Origin of the sequence: Pseudoalteromonas agarivorans (assembly GCF_024518735.1) — a bacterium.
GTDB classification, from domain to species: domain Bacteria; phylum Pseudomonadota; class Gammaproteobacteria; order Enterobacterales; family Alteromonadaceae; genus Pseudoalteromonas; species Pseudoalteromonas atlantica.
Genome location: NZ_JANIGJ010000015.1, coordinates 62,915 through 83,110, shown reverse-complemented (window position 1 = coordinate 83,110; position 20,196 = coordinate 62,915). Strand labels below are relative to the sequence as shown.

Below are 20,196 nucleotides of genomic sequence, written 5' to 3'. Positions count from 1 at the left end.
GCCACACTTTCCTCCTTTCTGAAATAAAAAAGCCAACTAACTTTAAGGTAAGTATAGTTGGCTTTTGAATTATTCCAGATTTTTTAAAAGTGTATTGGTATGTTTTCTACACTAGCCTGTCATAGTATGGGCGCAATCTCTGCCACCTGATGCTGTTTGTGGCGTTCTAAGTAACTTGCCACGGCCCACATATTCAACCATAGGGTTATTAGCCAAAGAAGGCTTTAGCTCCTTGGTAATAATAGGTAAACCAGTATCAGATGAAAATATATTCAGGTCTTCGTGTAGGTCCATCATGTATTCATGAAGAACCATATTATCCAACGTTGTATTGGTCGTAACGACATACAAAGGACCAACATTTGGGTTTATTGCATAAGCTCTTTTCAAGCCTTCAACAACACAAATACTGGCTGCACCGGAATCTTTACCACTCAAACCCAAAGATACTATCCAACCATCCAAAAAAAGATTAGTAGCTCGCTCAACAGTTTCTTCATACATACTATGATTAGTAGACATAGTGCTTCCTCTTTACGTGTTAAAGGCAGCTCGAAAGCGCCTGTTTTTGTTATGGCCGATGGCCGATTTAGAAACTCCAATATACCATGTAACAGGCATAAAAAAACCTCAGAGTATGAGGCTTTTTATTATCACTTTTTAACGAAATAAAAATCGGCACAAGCTACCATTTCATGAATAGCCAATACATTACCGTTAGGGTCTGTATAGTCTAATTGCATTTCATGACAGTCGTAATTTATGTTCTTTTTTAACGAATTACTGACAATTGAATTATTAAACTCTTTTTCACTTGCTTGTCTAAAGGATTTTAGATTTACGCTCATAATATTTCCTCTTTACGTGTTGAAGGCAGCTCGAAAGCGCCTGTTTTTTTCATGCTGTATAAAAGCTATATCAATATAAACTTAGAACGAATTGCAGCATTAATCAACCTACTTTAAAATTAGCAATGACCATCACAGATATTTTATATATACGAAATAAAAAAGGTCCCGAAGGACCTTTATCTTATTGAACGGTTATCCCCTTTTGTTTTAATAACGTCCGAAAATAAAACCGCTGGTTGTCTTTGCACTCTGCAAGCGCCGCGACCGTATTTTGAACAGACCAAGGAACCTTAATATCGTCCAACCGGTTAGCCCAAAACGCGAAATCACTTTTCACTTTGTCGTGGTAGACACAAAAACAATGCGTATAAAAACCAAGTAAACTATCAAACTGGTGACTGTTAATTAGCATTACGCGCCCCTTCGGTTTCGATAAATTCCTGAACCAAAGAAGGGATGTTAATTAGTTCCTTATTGATAGTGCGAGCCTTGTTTTGACGATGTTCACATAGGTCTACTACATACCCTGCAAACGCCTCAAGCTTACTTTGAGTGGCAGCTATAATATTTTTGGGTTCACCAAACATATCGAAATAGGTACGAAGAACAGGAACATGCTCAGCATGCACTTCTTTCGTCCAATCTACCGAGTAGTGAAATTCCCATCCAAGATCCGCAATACCCGTTTCAGTATATTCGGCAGTCCCATCGGCAATACTACCATGACACTCACCCAATAACGCTTGGTCATCGGCAAGCTCTTCTGTATCAGCAAAAACTAATTTCGTAACACTCTTTTCGTATTCACCAGAACGAATTTTAAGTTTAACTACATATGCTTTAGACATATTACTTTCCTCTTTACGTGTTGAAGGCAGCTCGAAAGCGCCTGTTTTTGTTATGGCCGATGGCCGATTTAGAAACTCCAATATACCATGTGTTAGGCATAAAAAAAGCTTCCCAAAGGAAGCTTGTTTATTACTATGCGGGCTCTCCTAACAAATCAAATTGTTCTATCGGCATAGCCGTAGGCCTTTTCTCTCCGTAAGGAACCAGCAAATCAGCACAATCTTTTATCGCAAAATGCAATTTAAGTTTTTGCTCCCACGCCCCCATGTAATACGCAGGCGTTCTGAACACCTTAGTAATATTCATCGTGAGCGTGTTACCAATACATATTTCAGCTGGAATATGCAAAAGCGTAAACTGAACATAAGCCATCATTGCAGCCACTGGATCTAGGTCAATCGCCTGCACCCAAAGACGCTGTTGATAGTTAATACCTCTTTCACGTAACGCTTGCGCGTATGCTATCACCATACCACCTGAACCCACGGCAGGTTCATGAAGCGTTATCACTGGCTTGTCTTCTATATCCGACACATTTAATTGTGCCATTAATAGGGACAATTCATAAGGAGTGAAAAACTGGCCGATCTGCGAACTGCCAAGTTCCAACTCCATAAACAAAGAACCAAGAAAGTCACAGGGCTTTTCTTCCAGCCCCATGATGACATAACCCATCAGTTGTGCCATACGCTTCATATCTTCTTTATCGTATCGCTTTGCGATGCGTAAATAATCTTCCTCAACTTCTTGGCTGAAGGCAACGGCATTGTGTAGCGCATACGCTTGACAAGTGATCACATCCCTAAACACTTCGTACCGGTGGTGATAACGTGCGGTCTCTTTGAATAGCTTGATAAAAGCCTGTTTATTTGCAGACATATTTTCCTCTTTACGTAGAAAGGGCAGCTCGAAAGCGCCCATTAAAATTAGGCATGCCTAATTTGGCGTACCTGGCAAACGGGTTATACAGGTTGGTATTCTTCTTTTAATGGACTTTGAGGCTCTTCGTAATCCTCACTCATAGTATGCAAATACGTACCATCGAGATTAACACAGCAGACTTTAATACCGTTTTCCAACCGGTACACTGGTCTACCCCAACTGTCCTCATAAAGAAATGTCGCTGTTTGCCCGTTCTTTAACGTTAAGTTATTCATGATATTTCCTCTTTACGTGTTGAAGGCAGCTCATAGAGCGCCTGTTTTATTTGTGGCCGGAGGCCGATTGATAAACCCCAATATATCAGCGTATCATCCATAAAAAAAGCCTCTAACGAGGCTTTGGCGGGAACATACTACTCAAACATAGTAATAATTAAAATAATGCTCACTGATATACCCCACAGCCACCCCCGCAGCTGCAAAATAAAATATTTTAACCCTGAATTTAACTTTAGGTCGCTCATCGACGTAAAAACCAACGCACCCAAACATTACGCCAACAGATGCAGCCCCTGCACCAACAATAAAACAAATGATACGGTAATATTCAATTAAGCTGAATTTAGGTTCTACAGGCGAAAAAAGAAACATTGAAACTAAAAAGGAACCGATAACAATGTAAATCAGTGAAAGGCTGAAGTAGCCATTCTCAAAAATTTCCGTCAACTTTCTCATCGAAATATACATACCTCCCCCTAGTACATATTCCAAAACGAATCACCGGCGCGCATTTTATCTGAAGCCTTGGGAGTTAATTCATCAGCAAGCACAGATACTATATCGTCATCCACATATGAGGCTTCCAAATCATTGTGTACCATCACTTCAGCGAATGTTTTAAAGTCTGGATGAAGACCGGCACATTCCTCCCAGGACACAACCGAACGACTGAAATACACCCATAAAACACTTCTATAGGCCTGCCCTTTCTCAAGAGCTGTATTAGCCTCAAATAAGCGCGTATACGCCTCTTGCTTGGCTCTTGTTCTAGCTTTGTAGGAAGTCAGTATTGGACCATGCTTTTCCTTCGCAAAAATGAGCTCGCGGCATATTTCGGCATGCTCACTTAAAGGACCATGAAGCTCACTGCCACATTCATTGCATAACTCACCAGTCATTGTGTTTTACCGAAGCTATTTAACATAGCCTGACGATATCAAACTTGGCACTACTGCAAGGGGATAAAACTACCCTAGATGAACAGGGGTTTTTCAAAGAACAAAAAAGCTTCCCGAAGGAAGCTTTTATTTAATCGTGATATACCCGTTCAGAACGTTCAGCCATACCCGATTCACCGCATCGAGAGCACTTTCCGGATGCATAGTTACAATTGTTTGTAAAACCAATCAAAGGCACGAAATCGTGAACACCTCGATTACACTGTATTTCACCGATACGCTTTTTAAGCCAATTCTTGAACTTAAAAACGAACAATACAGCAGCCCAAACCACCATCAACCCAATTGCAACCAAAACAAGTTCAGGATGAGCCGTTTCTAAATGCTCAAAAGTAACATCTAACATACATTTTCCTCTTTACGTTTAGGGGGCAGCTATAAGCGCCCAGTTTGATTAACGGCCGAATACTCAACCAACTGTCCTTACTATATTATCACAAAACTTTTCACTCGATCTGGCACAGACGTATTTATATATGCTTATTTTTTAGATCAACAATGTCACAGTTGCTTATATTTTGTGATCCCCCCCTCTTACCCTTATATTTGCTGGCTTTCAGGTGATTTTATTAATTCCAGAACGCATTTTTACTAACTCACAATGTCACAATATACTTGTTTATCCGCTTTTACGGACAGATAATGGTTTTATTGCCCATTTTGCCAGGTTTATAAACAATGCACTCAAAACACCTTGTTAGCGCATCCCCTAGCCTTCAAATTGCCGCTGACGGCCCCATTGTGGACATCAATTGGCATTACCTAATGAAAACCCGCGCTGAAGTGATCCAAGCGAACGATTCAATGCCTGCTTATTTGCTGATGCCTGAAATCACCGGCTTGATTGATAGTGAACTTAATGCGAATCGGCGGATGGCCTTTGAAATGATGTGGATGTTAGGGTGTCGGGTCAGTGAACTCTTATTACTCACCCCCAGGCATTTTGTGTTTAACGGACAGAGTAGCTATGTGAATATGCCAACGCTCAAACGCAGAACACCGGACCAAACTAAAAGACGACGAAAGCGCCTGAACGATTCGGATACGCTGGGTAATTTGCCACTACGCCAGATCCCAATCACTGACGTTCAATTTGTGGTACGGCTTCAGTCCTACATAGTGACAGAACGTTTACCGGATAACCGGCGATTTTTTGGTATCACAAGACGGACAATCAATCGCTGGGTCGATGAAGCCGTATCGAACTACGAAGCGCAATATGGACCTTTTCAGGTTCACCTAAGCCCTCACGTCTTCAGGCACAGCTACGCCGTGAATGCGGTACTGCACTTCACACCGCTCAAAATATTGCAGGTATGGTTAGGCCATGCTTCACAGGCCAACACAGAAATTTACACGAAGGTTTTGTTTTCTGACTCGTTCGAGTTTGCCAAACGCATTGCATGGAGGCCGGTATTCACGCCAAATATAAAAGATAACATGATTGCGGATAACTCTTAATCCTTACCTATATGTTTTTCATATGATAAGCCGCATCAATTTCCATGCTTTTCATCATCGCATTACGATGTACCACATTCTTATCTTGGCTATTTTGGGGTATTTTTTTACGGCTCAAAATTTCCTCATCTGGAATAGCGTATCTAACAAGCTTTTCAATTTTAGATTTGGGTTTAAAATAGCGTTTCTCCGAAGCTTTAGAAACAGCCCCTTTTAACGTCCACTTCTTATCCAAGTAAAGCCACAAGGCCAGTTCAACTGCGTCACGTAGCGCTGCGTCATCTATCGGGGGAAGGCTTTTTACAGCCTCTTCCTTATTAATTTTTTTCATATCAAAACCTATGGATTTAGCTCTATATAAGGCTATTACATCTATCCATCATCGTGAATTTTTCAACGTAAAATTAATTCCAACTGACTAGAACTACTTGTTAATAATTAAAACTAATCACAGCTAATCACGAACTGAAAAACGTAAACCTTAATATACAAACACCCAATTAAATAAAAGGAATTTATATTTTCCATGCTATATCAGGAAAATGTTCAACTCCAAAAATATGAAAAAATAATAAAACTTCACGCACAGTCACCATTCATCACGCACAATCACTAATCGACACTAATTGTAAAAATAAACGTACAGCAATACCTAAATGAAGGTTGGATTGTATTATTTATTACAAACAAGCAAGCTATCCAAAGGCATATCAAACCAATAGTCTCCATCCCTACCTATAAATTTATTCATAACAAAATAGACAAAGTGATTAGGTTTGTAGTCCGACTCTCTTGATTCACTCTTTCGGATTTTCCTTTTTTCTAACACACTGACAGTCAACTCTTTTAGCAGTTCTTCATACACCTCCCAGCAAGCGTAAGAACCTGATTCTCGTAGCTTTGTCTTGTGTATACGAAGAAAACTATACCCACTCGAAATGCTATAATGTTTAACAAATAAAAGGCAGAGATCAGCATATTTATATAGAAGGGCAGCGTCCTTTTTTGGATAATTAAAATAATTACTAACTAGATGTCTAAGATCTCTATCCCCTAAAACAAGATGATCAAATATATCAGTAAGTAATGCATATCTAATCAGCACATTAGTTATGTATGGCCGCTCTTCACTTCTTTTCCGCAAAATCGATAATGACAATTCATTGACCTCAATGCGCTTACTCTCTGATAACTCTAGCTCACAAACCCACTTATATTTAGAGTTATCTGATACCACACCCAACGAAGGATCTAAGTCATCAAACCAATACTTCCTTCCTTTATTAAAGAAAGCGTACTTCTTTCTACTCCTTGCTATTTTTCTTGGGATTGCCGTTGTTTCCATAGCTAAGTAAGCCAATTCTCCATTACTAAGATCCTGTAAAAATTCATTATTGAGCCATTCGTTTTCAAGTGTTGATATCATAATTCCCCCACACGAAAAAATGGTGACGGTCTAAACCCAATTTTTTCACCCAACCTTAAACACGCATACATACATTCAATTTCATATTCAGAACTCTCCCCTTGGCTAAGCTTCTCCATAAACGCCGCCCAAAGTTCATCTATTCTTTTTTGAAGCATATAAACAAGTTCCATCACTTCATCAATATCCATTTCTTTGTCGATCATAATCTTCCTCATTAACTGCTAGTAAGTTCTAGTAAGTAGAAGTAGTTAGTAGTAACTTTCCTCAGCCCTTAAACGAGAAAAAGACACTCAACGGTGTCTTTTTTTCACTATCAATACCTGTTATCAGGTAAATTTTTTCCATTTTTCTCGATGCATCCCATTAATAAATGTTTGGGATAGGTCCCCAGTAAACCCTTCAAATTCTATCGAGTCCAATGGGAACTTAGGAGGCTCTTCCTCATCCTCATAGTTTCCATCTAGGTAATCTCGTAGGTTTTTTTCATCAGCACGCGAAAACTCCCCCCCCATGTTGAACCCTGCTGCCCCTTGAATCTTACCTGGCAAATACTCGCATACAGAGGGATCTATAGTCTCATCAACAGCAAGTATCAGCTCATCAATATTTGTATAAAAGAACACCCCTACAAATTGACTTTTCCCCTCGCCTTCTAACGTTCTTACTAATGCAGTTTTTATACTCATTTCAACCTCTTTTTTGTTTATCACTTAATACACCATAACTTAATGTTGAATACATACACTTTGGAAAACTAGGGGAGCTTTTACGGGGTTTTATGCATCTCTAAGGCGCACTAACCTTCAACTACATTTTGTGGCCATCATAGATATTTTTAACTATGTTCGATACAAAAAAATCCCCAATGTTGAGATATCTAAAGTTAGGCATGCCTAATTCTATACTCGCCTGTTTTCTGACCACTTCACCAATTCATTCACCGCAAACTGTTTGTCAATATTCACATCGATAAAGCTATCACCATCGATTTCCCCTAAATCAACTAGCGCCCACAGCAATTCAACAAATGAACTTACTTTTTTGTTTTGATATCGCTTTACTCTAGCCACTACTCGCTTTGCTTGGTGTCTCGCAATTTTTTGTTCTTTAGATGAGAATTTCATAATCACTTACCACCTCATTACGTTTCAAAATAGAAGCGATCAATATCTGGATATAACTGAAAGCAAAAAGCTTCATCTTGTCCCAGTGTAAGAACATATAACGTACTCCCATCCACGGTTTTTTCTTCGCATTGACCACCACGGCCTACTACGTATTCCCTTGCTACCGATAAACCTTCATTAAAGGTCAGACGCTCTCTTTGAACGTTAGTAAGATACTGATCTAAAGACATTGGCATTCTCTAAAAGCAATGGTCGCTCAACAACGGGGATTTTTCCCTACGGGATACCAGGGGATAAAAGGTGCATTCCCTGATGGACAAACAGCGTTCCGCCGTATTGACCACAGGCACTACACACTTTTTCCCGCCTTAATCGCACGTTGTCACTCCCTAAGCTAATAACAAATTATTTATAAATAGGTTTTGTGATATGAACTCTAACCACGTCCGGAGAAGCCATGAACGCTTGTGGGAAGTCACTAGGCTGCTGAGCAACAACCAGAACCTTCATATCATGCGACTTGGTAACGTTTATGAAATTGTTCCAGTCTGATTCTGCACAAAGTAATTGAGCTTCATCAATTACAAGCTCCCCTTTGGTCGCGATAGGAATTGCATTTGAAGTAATTGGCTTATCGTGAAGCATCGCTTTTCGGATAGCAGTTTCTTCCAGTAAAGAGTCAGGACAGATTTTATTTGCCAAAACGGATTTACCTACCCCACTGTCACCGGTTAGCGCTACAACCTTGCCATCTTTAAAAGCACGGTCGATAGCATGCTGTATCAGATGAAGGTCATAAGCCTCAATGCTTGACCAGTGAGCCGGTAAAGGGGCGTTTTTATTGCTGCTAGAGCCTTGATAACTTTGCATATGGATATCCTCTTTTCGATTAGGCATGCCTAATTTGTAAATTCAGGAGAAACCATATCAAAGTGAGTATCTTTAAGAGGGTAAAAACAAGGGTAGGTTTTAGGGGGTTTTATTTCGCTCTTTGGTAATCCTCGCCTTGATCACCTTAACTACCCTTTTGGCCTCTTCAAGTTCCTCTTGGTATATAGATACATCAGCATCATCAATACCCTTAGATAGTTTATCTTCATACCATTTAACCGATTCCTGCTCACTCTGTAACGCATGTTTAAGCGCGGCCAGTTTGGTTGTGTAAATGCCATAAGGCAAGCGCTCACCCACCTTGAAGCTTTGACGATATTGCTGAGAAATTGAGGATAACCAACCAAAATCACCGTTTTTCTTAGAACGCTTCCCCCAGGTTATATCCTTTACTTTCTCAGTAAGATTTACATAGACATCATCGTTGCGGAAAGCCTGAGATAAAGCCCGACCATACCTTGTTTGGCTACCGCGTTTTTTTTGTATCGACCGAACAACCCACTCATTAACATCCAGTATTATTCGACCTTTCCACTCATACCCCCTTGCACCGTACAGCACTGCGCCAACCTTAATTTTTGAATTAGGATAAATTTGCCTTTCCATATAATTACTACCCTACCTGTAGATAACGAGTTTCAGCTTTAGAAGAAACCCACAGAGCGCATTCAAAGCACAAAATTGAGATCAAGCCACTTACCCAAATATTAATTGATTCAAATTGAAGCCCAAATATCAGCACCCACGCACCAGAATTCACGGCCAGTATGAGCACCCTTGTTACTTTTGAATAACCCTGTTTAATCACAGCAATCCGTAAGCATGTAACAGAAACACAAAGAACAAACAGCAAACTTATCGCATAAACTAACATTTCACTCTCCTACTCTATATAGGCTAATTTAGCTGACTCTTGACCAGAAACACCGGCATGGATAGATACACCAGCCCCGTCACGCTTCCCATTCAAATAGGCATCAATTGCACGCTTATCCTCCTTTGCTTGTCGTGCTTGATAAGTAGTGATATTTAGGTTTTTATCTTTCCAACTTTTGATCAGGCCTTTTTGCTCAGTTGGCACAACAAGCGGCTGAACCTTTGAACTAACTTCTGAGATCCATCCTAAACAATACCAATCAGCTCGATTAGTCTTCGTGGGCTTCTTACAGTTTTTATGAAGACCAGCAATGAAAACCTTTCTATCTGTCATTAACTGACGGTATAGAACGTTGAAACAATACGAAGCAATTTCATCGTTTGGCATAATCCCAATGAACATTACAGCCCCTCTTCGCTTCCACGAAGCATGATCATATTCTTCGGTTAGAACATGAGTCACACCGAATGCATCATCTACCGCCTTTAACAATTTCAGGACCCAGCCAGGAGGATTAAGTTTATCTACCAATATCGTAGTTGAACCAACTTCACTCAACATGACATCACCAATTTCAAAGCCATGCTTACGCATCATCGCTTGAGCTCTTGATAAAGCTATAGCTGCCTCATTAGGATTAGGCGACTTAGCTAGATTAAGAAGCTTCTTAATTTTTTCTAGGTATTTTTTTTGCTCATCAGTCATCACTAAGCCACCACGCAACTACACGTTAGCCATTTGTCTGAAGTAACGCACTTGGCCGCGCATCGATGTTTCTAATGAATTACTAGCACGGAACCCCAGCCACACACCAAGCGCACCTGCAATCCCCAACGACCACAATCCAGTCCCAAACATAGGGGCGATAGACCAACCAAACTGACCATTTAACAAAGTAGGTCCCATAAACAAGGCCAACATAGCGATAGCAAATATCCCGAAACCAGTTTGCTTCAGTGTATTGGTCAACTCAGTTTGAGTTGCACCGTACACAATAGTCGCCTGACAGCCCGTACATACACAAACACCGAATTTTGATTGCGTGTCACAAAAGGGACACTGAACTGTATTATCAGTCATTTAATACTCCATAACGTGTTATTTATAAGCCATACTATACGGCCCATAAAAGAAGTTTACCAAACTCATCAAAAAATGCCATAATAAATACATTATTTAGCCATCGGCTAATTGAAAAAGAAGGGCGCTTTCGAGCTGACCGCAAGCCAGCATTTACATTGTCTCTTCCAGTGGGTTTTCAGTGGGCGTTTCCATAAGCGTCCAGCGGAAACCCACTGGTGACTTGGAGACAAAAATGGAAAATGTATTGGCAGTAATTGAATTAATCGGCGTATTGTTTAAGTGTGGCGTAATTGCCGGTGTAGGGTTCTACATACTAGGACGTTATCGTGCTTATCGCGAAGCGACTGCGGTTAGAAGAGCTTACAATAGAGCAATACTTCGTACTTCAAAAAAAAGGGCTCATGCATGAGCCCTTTTTTTATCTGAATCGTTACCATTCAAACTAGGTAAGTATAAAGACAAGCTACTATATTCCCCTTAAAACTTTTATTTTGTACCCCTACTGTAAACTCTCTTATGGAAACTTTGGGGTCATCACCAATGATATATAAGCATGCTACGCCCTGAATTGGGTGGTGACATAGATGCTCAAAATAACCATAGTCCTTCTTACACCAGCGATTAAGATCACCTTCAACAAGCTTTTTTACTTCACCTTGTAGGTAATCCTCTATGTTTGACCGGTGTTCTTCATCAATATCATCAAGCTTATACTGGCGTATGTACTCCACTGTTTTATTAAAATTATCAGACTCAAATCTGACCTTAACTTCACTCATTTGCAACTCTCTCGCTCATAGCGCCATATTCACTTATTTGTATTCCATTATTTTAAGCCAGGATTGCGTTGTTAGTCATTGTACCTCTGGCTGAACTTAGCAATAAACATACTACTAAATCATGAAAACAATATGAATTATAGAATTATTGTCCGTTTATTTAGATTTAACGAAGCTTTTTAGTTTAACTACGTGATCTAAATCAAGCAAAGTACAATCATCTAACTTGGCATGACTGACGTACTCACAAAGCAATTTATATGCCACTTCTGGACTATCAGAATAGTGACGCAGTGCTTTAGTAAAATCCATAGTAATGGAACATACGAGTCTTTTACCTTCAGGCAGCTGAACATGCACTGGCTCCGCGCTGCATTTTTGGTCTACTGATGATTGATTCATGAAAAAGCTCTAAACTCTGACGGCTCGAACCACGCTAACATTTGCTCTTCAGATAAACTAGGAATAGGAATGTTTAGAGAATAGGAGCAATGCACTACCTCTTGTGCAACTAAACCAACAGCGTTTAAAGCTCTATGAGCTTCAACCAGTTCTTTCCTGTCAGGTAGGCGTTCGGGTATATCCGGATATGACTTAGTAACAACTTCTGCTTGACGCTTTAACGCACTAAGCGCTTTCTTGAGTATCTGTACACGCTCTTGTTTCATCCCATTACTCTCCATCAATTGTATGAGATAAATTAGAACAGATATCTAGGGGGTATGCGCCGGAAAAACCCCTGTTACTTATCAGGAGTTTTAGACATAAAAAAACCCAGTTTAAACTGGGTTATTTATCGACTATCAAAAATGTGCGCGAGTCACTTCATACTTCATATTGCGAGCTTGGCGAAACTTATACCAAACATAAACCAAAACAGAGATAGAAACGGCAGACGTGAACATAGACTGTATCATATCGATGATATACATAGGATTTCCTCTTTACGTGTTGAAGGCAGCTCGAAAGCGCCTGTTTTTTTTATGCTGTGAAAACAGCTATAAGAACCCTTAGTTTAGCCCCGACGATCCGCCTGGTCAACACCTTTAAAATTAGGCATGCCTAATTTTAAAATGAGGATGATGCACCCCAATTGTTCTATGTAATTGAATGTTCTTTTGAAAAATCTGACAGCTGTTCAGGGGTTATACCCCACTTTGGTTCACCATTAACGTCATGCCAAAGAATGTATGCCAGAAATTCTACCAACCCAGTCCGACTTAAACTTGCTTGGCTCTGATCTAGCCATGAAAGCAGATATACATCCTATATTTTGATATACGCTTAACGCATAGCACAAACCAATCTATACCGTTCAAGGCGACAGTTATCCACAATTTCGGTGGAAAACCCCGTGTATAACTATCGATCAGTCCCGCCCTGAAAGGATTTCAAAAGCGCTCTACCTTTTTCCTCGCCATACGCTGCTACATAATCGGTTAGATCTTTATATTTATTTTGCTTCGCCTCTTCATCAAACTGAGGAACGAGCATGAACGTCTTCCCTGGTGTGGCTCTAAGTGTTGTTTCACAAACTTCTACACCCTTATTAGGAGCATCACCATACTGGTCATTGTCTGCCACCAGAATAATTGCAGAGTCTGGACACATTTCGCGTAGCACAGCAACAATGAGCGGTATATTATCAGCATACATTGCCGCAACGCTGTAGGCCTCTGTGAGCTTATATGACATCCCCGCATCAGCTGGGGCTTCCATAACGTAAATATCCTCTCCATTGATCGGTGGACGGCATGGAACAGGGAAACATGCACCCGATGTATCCAACCCCTTACGAAACGTTTTAGCACCCAATTCCGGATAAATACGTTGGATACCCTTGAATTTCCATTGCGCGAGCTCCACCAATTTCAACGCTGTAAATTGTCCAGTCAACTTCCCCATTGTGGTTTCACCAGTAAAGAGCTCAACCCACTGAAATAAATCAGCAACGCCTTTTTTTGCAAAATATGGGCAAGGGCCTTGAAGCTTAGACAGCATTTTCAACCATCTAAAATCTTTATTTACAGCTTCAGCTTTTAAAGCTCTTTCCTCTTCTCTTCTCTTTTCTGCGTTCTTCAAATACTCATTTCGTCGAGTATTATCAGGCTTTACTCTCGATACCCTGGACCCGCCCCGATATGAATCATATTCGTCCATCAAAGCTTTATAACCATCAAAAAGCACAGGTTCTGGAAAGTGCTTACGGAAATTATTAAAGCGCACAGAAGGGTATTTAATGGTATAGCTCTCCCCATCCACCTCCCAGGTATGAGTATTTTCAAAACCAATAATTGAAATTCTGTTGTTGTCTGCTTTTTCAAGACCGGTAACATCACGGCCTTTGATTACCTCACCTGACAGCGTTACGTTAGCTCTCGATTCATACCAATCAATTGACACTTCCTTTGCTTTATCAGCAATTTGTGAGGCGAACTTATCTAACATTAAGTAAGGATCATTGCGGTAATAGGCCATTACAAAGCCATAAAACCGGCTATTGTGTTCGCTTTTTTGTTCGTTTGAATTAGGCATGCCTAATTTTCCTCCGCTTATTACTATCGCCCTTATTCGTTCTATCGCGTACAATTAAAGGAATATATGCCTCTGGTCATTTACCAGAAAGAAAAAGAAGGGCGCTTTCGAGCTGACCGCAACCGGCCTCTGTGCCAAGGAGTATGTAAAAACCCATATTTCATGGATGAAGCGGTGTGGCTGTTCCCACGGTCACACCGCAACCTATCTTTACTCTTTTACCCTCTTTTGTGAATGCGTCTCCAAATATTCCACACATTCATCTTCCAAAAAATCTTCGTTAACCAGCGTGGCAACAATTTCATCTTCAGAAAAGGTATAGCGCGACTTCAGGATCTTAATAGGCTCCATAGCCTTTTCATGCTCATCGGCCAGCCGATGTTCATGGAATTCATCAATAATATCTTTAATCACTAAAACTGCTCCTAACGACTCAGGGGCAGAGTGAAAGCTAAATTTATTTTTCGCTTAACTTTCTCTCTAACTTCAGGGGTTCAACAATGCCAAATGCTTGCAGCATTAAGCGCCAGGTACTGTAGTGAATATGGTATGCACGACCTTCACGTTCAGTAAGTTTGTTAATCTTGTCCGTATTAAAGATGCGAAGCGAATCCAAGAGTTTAAACCAAACATCTTGCGATATTTCCATTGGCTCTTTTTTCCATGCTTCATTATCCCTGGTTGCTAACGCAACCTTCATTTCCTGATTACCAAACTTCAATCGATGCGCAATTTCCATTGGGTCAAGTGACAAGATATTCATAAAAGTTCGCAACTCAACAAACGTTGGCGCTCGCCAATTTTCAACACCAAATACACGCTCATCGATAGTGACATCATGACTGCGCGCTGAACGGTTCGAAGTGAAAAACTTTAACTTTGACTCTTCAACACCAAATTGCGCGGCCAACTGCTCAGCCGTGCAACCTGTCCACGCAATGAATTGTCGAAGGACCTTGGGCTTAGGGGGCTCAAAACCTTCACCTAAAGGCAATAACGTCTCAGGAGGCAGCTTAGGGGCCTCTATATACTCATGCAGAGAACGAATGCTACCCTTGTCCAATAAATCCATCCATTGTTCATGTGTAACATGGAAAGGGTTGGTAGGCTGCGCCTTATGGCTATGCAACAAGTGCTTTACCAATGGCTCTTCCATACCGAGAATTCGAGCGATAGCCGAATCTGACATACCAGAGCGAGTTGCAAGAACGCGCACTTCCGAAATATTAGGCTTTACCCATTCCTTAGCGTCATGGCTAAAGATACGAGAACGAAGGAAAGGCTTTTGAGGCTCAAGCTTTACTGGCGTTGCAATGCCAAAACTTTCAAGCCATAAACGCCAAGTGGTGTACTGAATACGCTTGCCTTTAACGTAGTTACGGTCTGTAAAATAGGTTCGAAGATGTTTGGGGCTCACATCGGCAAGCTGCGCGAGCTCATTAGTGGACCAACCCACAACATTTTTGAACTCAGCCAGTTCCGCTGTTGTAGGCGCAACCCATCCATCACCAAACGGCTTCAATACGTCTGGATGCATAGAATTTTTCCTAACAAATTTTTGATACAAATTAGTAAGCACTTTCTGAGTGCCAGAAAGCAGTGAATTGAAATCTGCGATTAAGTCTTGATCTAAATATTGAGTTTGTAACATTTTCATTTCCTCTTTACGTGTAACAGGCAGAGGTAAAACCCTCGCCTTTTTTTGGAGCCTAACAACATTGGTTAGGCACTTAAACATTGGCACATTTTTTAACTGGTATCAACTTCTTTTTCACCAGGCCTGCTCCTGTGGATATTTTTGCCGCGCAAAATAAGGAAGAGCGAGTTACCCACATACCCACACTAAATCTACGAGAAAAAGAAAGCTCTCCGATGCGCGTGGATATATGGATAACTCACTCTCTCTTTACCTACGGCTTCATGTAACAAGTTCCATTGCGCCTTTTGCGCTGCATGCCTGCGGCATGCGTGAACCTTAAAAACCATCGAGGTTTTACGGTTCATCGGCCTTGCTACGCAAGCCCGTCGCTCACCCGCCCGTTGGGAGGGGCATCACGAGCAATAGCCCCTCCTTTTTTGGCGGCCCAGCCGCTCTAGGTTGCGCTATCGCGCCAACCTAGAGCGGCTGGGTTCGTGAGCTTTAGCGCAAAAGGCGCACGGAAAAGCTATCGTGCTTTTCCTGAACGCATAAATACTTCTAAAATTATAACATAATGAACGGTGTTTACGAACGAGATTTTTAAGGTTATTATGAACGCACAGTTTGAACGGTATATGTGAACGCTCATGAAACCAATTATAAAGGCCTCCAAAGACGTATTAGCGCTAGAGGCTGAAGAAATTTTAAAGTTAAAAGAAGACATCAAACAGAGGCGTAAAAAGCGAAATTTTTCGCGCTCTAAATTGCGAAAACACTTTGCTGAAGCAAAAAGGTTAAAAGAGGAATTTGGGTTTTCCTTTGATGATATCGCACTATGGTTGCGTCAAAAGAAGCGTATAAAAATGACAGCTGATGGAGTCAGATCGTCGTATCGTCGTATAGAAAAGGAACTTGAAATCGACCAGTCTGAAGAGTAGTTTCTATGGCAAAAAAAACTTTAAGGCAGCAGGCAGTAGCAGTTATTCGCTCAAAAACAGCCTTCAATACAGATAGCAAAAAAGGTGTAAATGCCGACTCAAAATCGGTTCCTGGCAATTATAAATCTTTGCAATCTTTGCGATCAGCTAACGAAACAGTGTTGGCATTAGCTAAGATAGCAGAGGATATGAATGTTCAGCGCATCAAGCAAATCACGCCAGATAACGCAGAGCAATATTTAGGCTTAAAACGAGACAATTTTGCTTCGCAAAAAGCACTAGATAGGGACCGAAAGGCATTATCTATTGCTCTTGGTGTTGAAATACCACGACTAAAAGCTGTTTCTGAACAAATTTTAAGCTCACGCGCTTACAGCACTGAACAAATAAATAACGTCACCAAATCTATGACTGATAGAAATGCGCTGGCAGTGAAGATAGCATACAATGCAGGCCTTAGAGCGCATGAGCTATTAACGCTCAAACGCGCAAATGAAGGTACAAAAACAACATCAAGAACATGGACAGAAGACCGGTTCGCTGGGCGGGATGGTACTGTTTATCTTGTGACAGGGAAGGGCGGTTTAACAAGAGAAGTACTTATTTCAAACGACTTAGCAAAAGAGCTGGAAAGCAGAAGGCACGAACAACCACAAACGAAAATGGACAGAGGGATTAACTACCTTCAACGCTATGATATTGGCGGCGGTAACGCACTGTCCTCTTCATTTACTCGTGCCAGTCAACGTGCATTAACATTTTCTCATGGCCTTCACGGTGTACGACATAGGTATGCTCAGGAACGTATTGATGAAATAAAGCTTAAATTCAATGTAGACCATGACAGTGCAAGAGACATCGTAGCTCAAGAGCTTGGGCATTTCCGTGGTGATATTACAGAAGTGTATTTACGTTAAAAATTAGGCATGCCTAATTTTAGGAGCTAAACCAATGGACAGTTTTAGTCTTAATATATGTACTGCATGTTTAGAAAGATTATTATCTAAGGATAAAAAACCCCGACTAAGCGGGGTTTAATTATTAGGCAGCTAACGTTTTATCAAGATTGATAAAGCGCTCTGCAATATCGGACAATTCAGCCTTTTCAGAATCGACCAATTTATAATACTTGTCTCCAATTTGCCCAACCCATTGAACTAGGTCCAAACAAATACGCTCACTTACATGAAATAGTTCAACGCCAGAAACCTTGCGCCAACGACACGGAGGTAAGCATTCTAATAACCACCAATAATCTTCTGAACTGATTTCTTTCTCTTCCTTCATTTGCTCTTGTCGATAAAGATTTATTCGAGCGTTTTGCTCTTCTGAATCAATTACCTTTAAACTAATTTCAGGTTTAATATCAGCCATATACTTTTTGTATTCAGGCCAAGTCATATCTAAAGCACCGTGTAAGTAAAGAGCTCCGCTGTATGCGACACGCTCTACACCTTCAAGGTCTGTATAGATAATGCTTTCAGTTGCATAATAGTTAGATATAGGTGCGTTTGCATCAACAATGTATTTAGTATTACTCATGGGGTTTACCTCATTACGTATTGAAGGCAGCTCGAAAGCGCCTGTTTTATTTGTGGCCGGAGGCCGATTTAGAAATTTCAGTATATCACCAGACAAAAAAAATGCACCTCGCAAGGTGCATCTTGTTTAATTAATGTTTGTTTCAAACGTATCATGTGGTTTACCGCAAGCTTCTTCTAACTCTTCATCCGAAGTAATTAAAAGTCGTCGCAGAAGACCGGCGCGTAGCTCAGCGCCAGTAACATTGTCACCGTTATTATCTGAAACAACTTCAAACGCGATATCAAACGCATGGTTGAAATTGCCTTTACGATCAGTTGGCTTAGCTACATTGTATGTAACTACATAATCAACTGACTGGCCGCAACGCTGCCTCTCATCGAGACGAGTAATATTATGCGCTACACCAGCATCAACTAGGTACTTTTCAACATACTCAAAAAGCCTACCTTCAGAATATGGATACCATGCTTCATTTCTAATACCTACCAATGTTTTTTCAGTGAAGTGAAACATTTTGATGTTTGGCAAAACGATAATTGTCATTGTTTTACGTGCTGACATATTAAGTCCTCTTTACGTATTGAAGGCAGCTCGAAAGCGCCTGTTTTATTTGTGGCCGTAGGCCGATTTAGAAACCTCAATATACCATGTACTAGATATAAAAAAACCCCAGCAACGTGAGGTTTTTATTAATATTCACTGCTGGAGTTTTAATTATAACAACTCTGATTGTGCATTAAAAATCACCCTTAGAGTTGCAAACCGATTAGCCTGCAAATCAGTTGACTACAAGATTTGATATTGAGCAACATAGGGGTTACTAATCGCTTGCTTATACATTTCCTGTAGTGCGTCTATGGTACATTCAAATATACGAACCACTTTATTTGTCGGGCGCTGAATAACAATTTCAAGCATTCCTCGACCTGGCTTTATTACCTCTGACACACCATCCAACAACTGTATTCCATCACTGTCAGGACCATCAGGGAAGGGGACGTAAGCATCACGTATTGCATCACCAACGCGCTTCGCTACATCTTCACCTTTCTGTGCTTTGAAGATTTCAAGAACAGTCTTAAAGTCACCACGCCACTGATTCGTACCAGTAAACATAGGTTCAAGCCCAAAGGTTTTGTAGATAGGTTTAAGCTTCTTATCACGCTGAAAACAAACTTCCTTCCACTTCGCATATTTCAACTGCTTCGCAAAAACATCACTGGGCATCCCTTCAATAGAACCAAGAACCGTACCGCCATTTTGGTTGTACAAAACGGTTTTAGTGCCACCGGTTATGCCGCGAAAATCATCACTTGTATGTTTCCAGATAAGATCGATATTCTCAGGGTTTTTTAATAGAACGTCAGTAGTCATACTGTTACCTCATTACGTGTTGAAGGCAGCTCGAAAGCGCCTGTTTTGATTTTGGCCGATGGCCGGTTTAGAAATTCCAATATACCATATGCCAGGTATAAAAAAAGCTTCCAGAAGGAAGCTTTACTATTACTTTCTTTTCAGAATGTTTAGCTCAATGCCTTGCTGGGAGGCCAAAGGGACCAACATGTTAAGCAGTATTTGTAGGTACTTCTCTCGAATATCAAGGCGAAGTATCTGACGTTCTGCAATACCGGTATAAGGCTCCATCACACTAAACAAAATACGCTTAGCTTCTCGTAAAGTAGTTTCCGCTACCAAGAACGGGCAACACTCACTGTCAGCTTTGAAGCCCTTCAATGCCATTTCCCGTTTGTGATAAACGTAAAGCTCTTTAGCTGAAATATCTGAAGCTAGATAGAGATCATCCCAACGAGTTATGACTTTACCAACACTTTCGGTAATTCGACCGCATTGACTGTCCTCAACGACTGGCTTGAACTTATCTAAAGCATCCTTCCGGATACTTTCAGATATTGGCGTAATCATTTCTAAAAAAGCGGTTGCACCTAAAACTGATATCAAAGCACTTGATACAGGCTTAGGCATTTCTTTTTGAATTGGGGCCATACGTTGTTGCAGTTCTGAAATATTCATAAGTTTCCTCTTTACGTGTTGAAGGCAGCTCGAAAGCGCCTG

Annotated in this window: 31 protein-coding genes; 3 read left to right on the top strand and 28 right to left on the bottom strand. The window is 40.7% G+C overall.

What is annotated here, in order from left to right; translation table 11 throughout:
• Nucleotides 1–111: 111 nt before the first annotated feature.
• The 8 genes from NQT65_RS19315 to NQT65_RS19280 all read right to left on the bottom strand — a co-directional run bounded on the left by NQT65_RS19315 (nucleotide 112) and on the right by NQT65_RS19280 (nucleotide 4,165).
• Nucleotides 112–522, bottom strand: a complete 411-nt coding sequence (locus NQT65_RS19315; protein ID WP_256851878.1) for a hypothetical protein — start codon at nucleotides 520–522, stop codon at nucleotides 112–114.
• A gap of 131 nt (nucleotides 523–653) precedes the next feature.
• Nucleotides 654–848 (bottom strand): hypothetical protein, encoded by a 195-nt coding sequence (locus NQT65_RS19310; RefSeq protein ID WP_256851877.1) that lies wholly within the window; start codon nucleotides 846–848, stop codon nucleotides 654–656.
• A 404-nt stretch (nucleotides 849–1,252) separates the two neighbouring features.
• The gene (locus NQT65_RS19305; protein ID WP_256851876.1) at nucleotides 1,253–1,699 is read right to left on the bottom strand and encodes a hypothetical protein; all 447 of its coding nucleotides are present in this window, start codon (nucleotides 1,697–1,699) and stop codon (nucleotides 1,253–1,255) included.
• Nucleotides 1,700–1,832: 133 nt separating this feature from the next.
• Entirely contained in the window at nucleotides 1,833–2,579 is a 747-nt protein-coding gene (locus NQT65_RS19300; protein ID WP_256851875.1) for an N-6 DNA methylase, read from the bottom strand.
• Nucleotides 2,580–2,662: 83 nt separating this feature from the next.
• On the bottom strand, nucleotides 2,663–2,857 hold the full coding sequence (locus NQT65_RS19295) for a hypothetical protein (protein WP_256851874.1): 195 nt from the start codon (nucleotides 2,855–2,857) through the stop codon (nucleotides 2,663–2,665).
• A 141-nt stretch (nucleotides 2,858–2,998) separates the two neighbouring features.
• On the bottom strand, nucleotides 2,999–3,328 hold the full coding sequence (locus NQT65_RS19290; protein WP_256851873.1) for a hypothetical protein: 330 nt from the start codon (nucleotides 3,326–3,328) through the stop codon (nucleotides 2,999–3,001).
• An 8-nt stretch (nucleotides 3,329–3,336) separates the two neighbouring features.
• Complete coding sequence (locus NQT65_RS19285) at nucleotides 3,337–3,759, bottom strand: hypothetical protein (protein WP_256851872.1); 423 nt, start codon at nucleotides 3,757–3,759, stop codon at nucleotides 3,337–3,339.
• 130 nt (nucleotides 3,760–3,889) lie between these two features.
• Entirely contained in the window at nucleotides 3,890–4,165 is a 276-nt protein-coding gene (locus NQT65_RS19280; protein ID WP_256851871.1) for a hypothetical protein, read from the bottom strand.
• A 419-nt stretch (nucleotides 4,166–4,584) separates the two neighbouring features.
• On the opposite strand from NQT65_RS19280, the gene NQT65_RS19275 reads away from it, so the two are divergent.
• On the top strand, nucleotides 4,585–5,280 hold the full coding sequence (locus NQT65_RS19275) for a tyrosine-type recombinase/integrase (protein WP_256851870.1): 696 nt from the start codon (nucleotides 4,585–4,587) through the stop codon (nucleotides 5,278–5,280).
• 7 nt (nucleotides 5,281–5,287) lie between these two features.
• Here NQT65_RS19275 and NQT65_RS19270 read toward each other — a convergent pair whose 3' ends face one another.
• The 16 genes from NQT65_RS19270 to NQT65_RS19195 all read right to left on the bottom strand — a co-directional run bounded on the left by NQT65_RS19270 (nucleotide 5,288) and on the right by NQT65_RS19195 (nucleotide 15,652).
• Nucleotides 5,288–5,611: a hypothetical protein gene (locus tag NQT65_RS19270; RefSeq protein ID WP_256851869.1), complete on the bottom strand. Its 324-nt coding sequence runs from the start codon at nucleotides 5,609–5,611 to the stop codon at nucleotides 5,288–5,290.
• A gap of 342 nt (nucleotides 5,612–5,953) precedes the next feature.
• Entirely contained in the window at nucleotides 5,954–6,706 is a 753-nt protein-coding gene (locus NQT65_RS19265) for a hypothetical protein (protein WP_256851868.1), read from the bottom strand.
• Nucleotides 6,703–6,912, bottom strand: a complete 210-nt coding sequence (locus NQT65_RS19260; protein ID WP_256851867.1) for a hypothetical protein — start codon at nucleotides 6,910–6,912, stop codon at nucleotides 6,703–6,705. The genes NQT65_RS19265 and NQT65_RS19260 overlap by 4 nt, the downstream gene beginning before the upstream one ends.
• A gap of 123 nt (nucleotides 6,913–7,035) precedes the next feature.
• Nucleotides 7,036–7,419: a hypothetical protein gene (locus NQT65_RS19255; protein ID WP_256851866.1), complete on the bottom strand. Its 384-nt coding sequence runs from the start codon at nucleotides 7,417–7,419 to the stop codon at nucleotides 7,036–7,038.
• 189 nt (nucleotides 7,420–7,608) lie between these two features.
• Nucleotides 7,609–7,833: a hypothetical protein gene (locus NQT65_RS19250; RefSeq protein ID WP_256851865.1), complete on the bottom strand. Its 225-nt coding sequence runs from the start codon at nucleotides 7,831–7,833 to the stop codon at nucleotides 7,609–7,611.
• 17 nt (nucleotides 7,834–7,850) lie between these two features.
• Complete coding sequence (locus NQT65_RS19245) at nucleotides 7,851–8,066, bottom strand: hypothetical protein (protein WP_256851864.1); 216 nt, start codon at nucleotides 8,064–8,066, stop codon at nucleotides 7,851–7,853.
• Between the two features lie 175 nt (nucleotides 8,067–8,241).
• The gene (locus tag NQT65_RS19240; protein WP_256851863.1) at nucleotides 8,242–8,706 is read right to left on the bottom strand and encodes a hypothetical protein; all 465 of its coding nucleotides are present in this window, start codon (nucleotides 8,704–8,706) and stop codon (nucleotides 8,242–8,244) included.
• A gap of 99 nt (nucleotides 8,707–8,805) precedes the next feature.
• Entirely contained in the window at nucleotides 8,806–9,333 is a 528-nt protein-coding gene (locus NQT65_RS19235) for a hypothetical protein (protein ID WP_256851862.1), read from the bottom strand.
• Nucleotides 9,334–9,610: 277 nt separating this feature from the next.
• The gene (locus NQT65_RS19230) at nucleotides 9,611–10,309 is read right to left on the bottom strand and encodes a DUF2786 domain-containing protein (protein WP_256851861.1); all 699 of its coding nucleotides are present in this window, start codon (nucleotides 10,307–10,309) and stop codon (nucleotides 9,611–9,613) included.
• Between the two features lie 18 nt (nucleotides 10,310–10,327).
• On the bottom strand, nucleotides 10,328–10,684 hold the full coding sequence (locus tag NQT65_RS19225) for a hypothetical protein (RefSeq protein ID WP_256851860.1): 357 nt from the start codon (nucleotides 10,682–10,684) through the stop codon (nucleotides 10,328–10,330).
• A 440-nt stretch (nucleotides 10,685–11,124) separates the two neighbouring features.
• Nucleotides 11,125–11,466, bottom strand: coding sequence for a hypothetical protein (locus NQT65_RS19220; RefSeq protein ID WP_256851859.1), 342 nt, complete (start codon nucleotides 11,464–11,466; stop codon nucleotides 11,125–11,127).
• A gap of 156 nt (nucleotides 11,467–11,622) precedes the next feature.
• Nucleotides 11,623–11,868, bottom strand: coding sequence for a hypothetical protein (locus NQT65_RS19215; protein ID WP_256851858.1), 246 nt, complete (start codon nucleotides 11,866–11,868; stop codon nucleotides 11,623–11,625).
• Nucleotides 11,865–12,134, bottom strand: coding sequence for a hypothetical protein (locus NQT65_RS19210; RefSeq protein ID WP_256851857.1), 270 nt, complete (start codon nucleotides 12,132–12,134; stop codon nucleotides 11,865–11,867). Before NQT65_RS19210 ends, NQT65_RS19215 begins: the two co-directional genes overlap by 4 nt.
• 694 nt (nucleotides 12,135–12,828) lie before the next feature.
• Nucleotides 12,829–14,001: a primase/helicase family protein gene (locus NQT65_RS19205; protein ID WP_256851856.1), complete on the bottom strand. Its 1,173-nt coding sequence runs from the start codon at nucleotides 13,999–14,001 to the stop codon at nucleotides 12,829–12,831.
• Between the two features lie 210 nt (nucleotides 14,002–14,211).
• Nucleotides 14,212–14,415, bottom strand: coding sequence for a hypothetical protein (locus tag NQT65_RS19200; protein WP_256851855.1), 204 nt, complete (start codon nucleotides 14,413–14,415; stop codon nucleotides 14,212–14,214).
• A 43-nt stretch (nucleotides 14,416–14,458) separates the two neighbouring features.
• Entirely contained in the window at nucleotides 14,459–15,652 is a 1,194-nt protein-coding gene (locus NQT65_RS19195; protein WP_256851854.1) for a hypothetical protein, read from the bottom strand.
• Between the two features lie 635 nt (nucleotides 15,653–16,287).
• Here NQT65_RS19195 and NQT65_RS19190 point away from each other — a divergent pair.
• A complete protein-coding gene (locus tag NQT65_RS19190) occupies nucleotides 16,288–16,578 on the top strand; it encodes a hypothetical protein (RefSeq protein WP_256851853.1) in 291 nt (96 codons plus the stop codon).
• A gap of 5 nt (nucleotides 16,579–16,583) precedes the next feature.
• Nucleotides 16,584–17,495, top strand: coding sequence for a site-specific integrase (locus tag NQT65_RS19185; RefSeq protein ID WP_256851852.1), 912 nt, complete (start codon nucleotides 16,584–16,586; stop codon nucleotides 17,493–17,495).
• Nucleotides 17,496–17,619: 124 nt separating this feature from the next.
• Here NQT65_RS19185 and NQT65_RS19180 read toward each other — a convergent pair whose 3' ends face one another.
• The 4 genes from NQT65_RS19180 to NQT65_RS19165 form a co-directional block, all read right to left on the bottom strand.
• A complete protein-coding gene (locus tag NQT65_RS19180) occupies nucleotides 17,620–18,120 on the bottom strand; it encodes a hypothetical protein (RefSeq protein WP_256851851.1) in 501 nt (166 codons plus the stop codon).
• A gap of 126 nt (nucleotides 18,121–18,246) precedes the next feature.
• A complete protein-coding gene (locus tag NQT65_RS19175; protein WP_256851850.1) occupies nucleotides 18,247–18,684 on the bottom strand; it encodes a hypothetical protein in 438 nt (145 codons plus the stop codon).
• Nucleotides 18,685–18,909: 225 nt separating this feature from the next.
• The gene (locus tag NQT65_RS19170; protein ID WP_256851849.1) at nucleotides 18,910–19,497 is read right to left on the bottom strand and encodes a hypothetical protein; all 588 of its coding nucleotides are present in this window, start codon (nucleotides 19,495–19,497) and stop codon (nucleotides 18,910–18,912) included.
• Between the two features lie 129 nt (nucleotides 19,498–19,626).
• Nucleotides 19,627–20,154, bottom strand: coding sequence for a hypothetical protein (locus NQT65_RS19165; protein ID WP_256851848.1), 528 nt, complete (start codon nucleotides 20,152–20,154; stop codon nucleotides 19,627–19,629).
• Nucleotides 20,155–20,196: the final 42 nt, after the last annotated feature.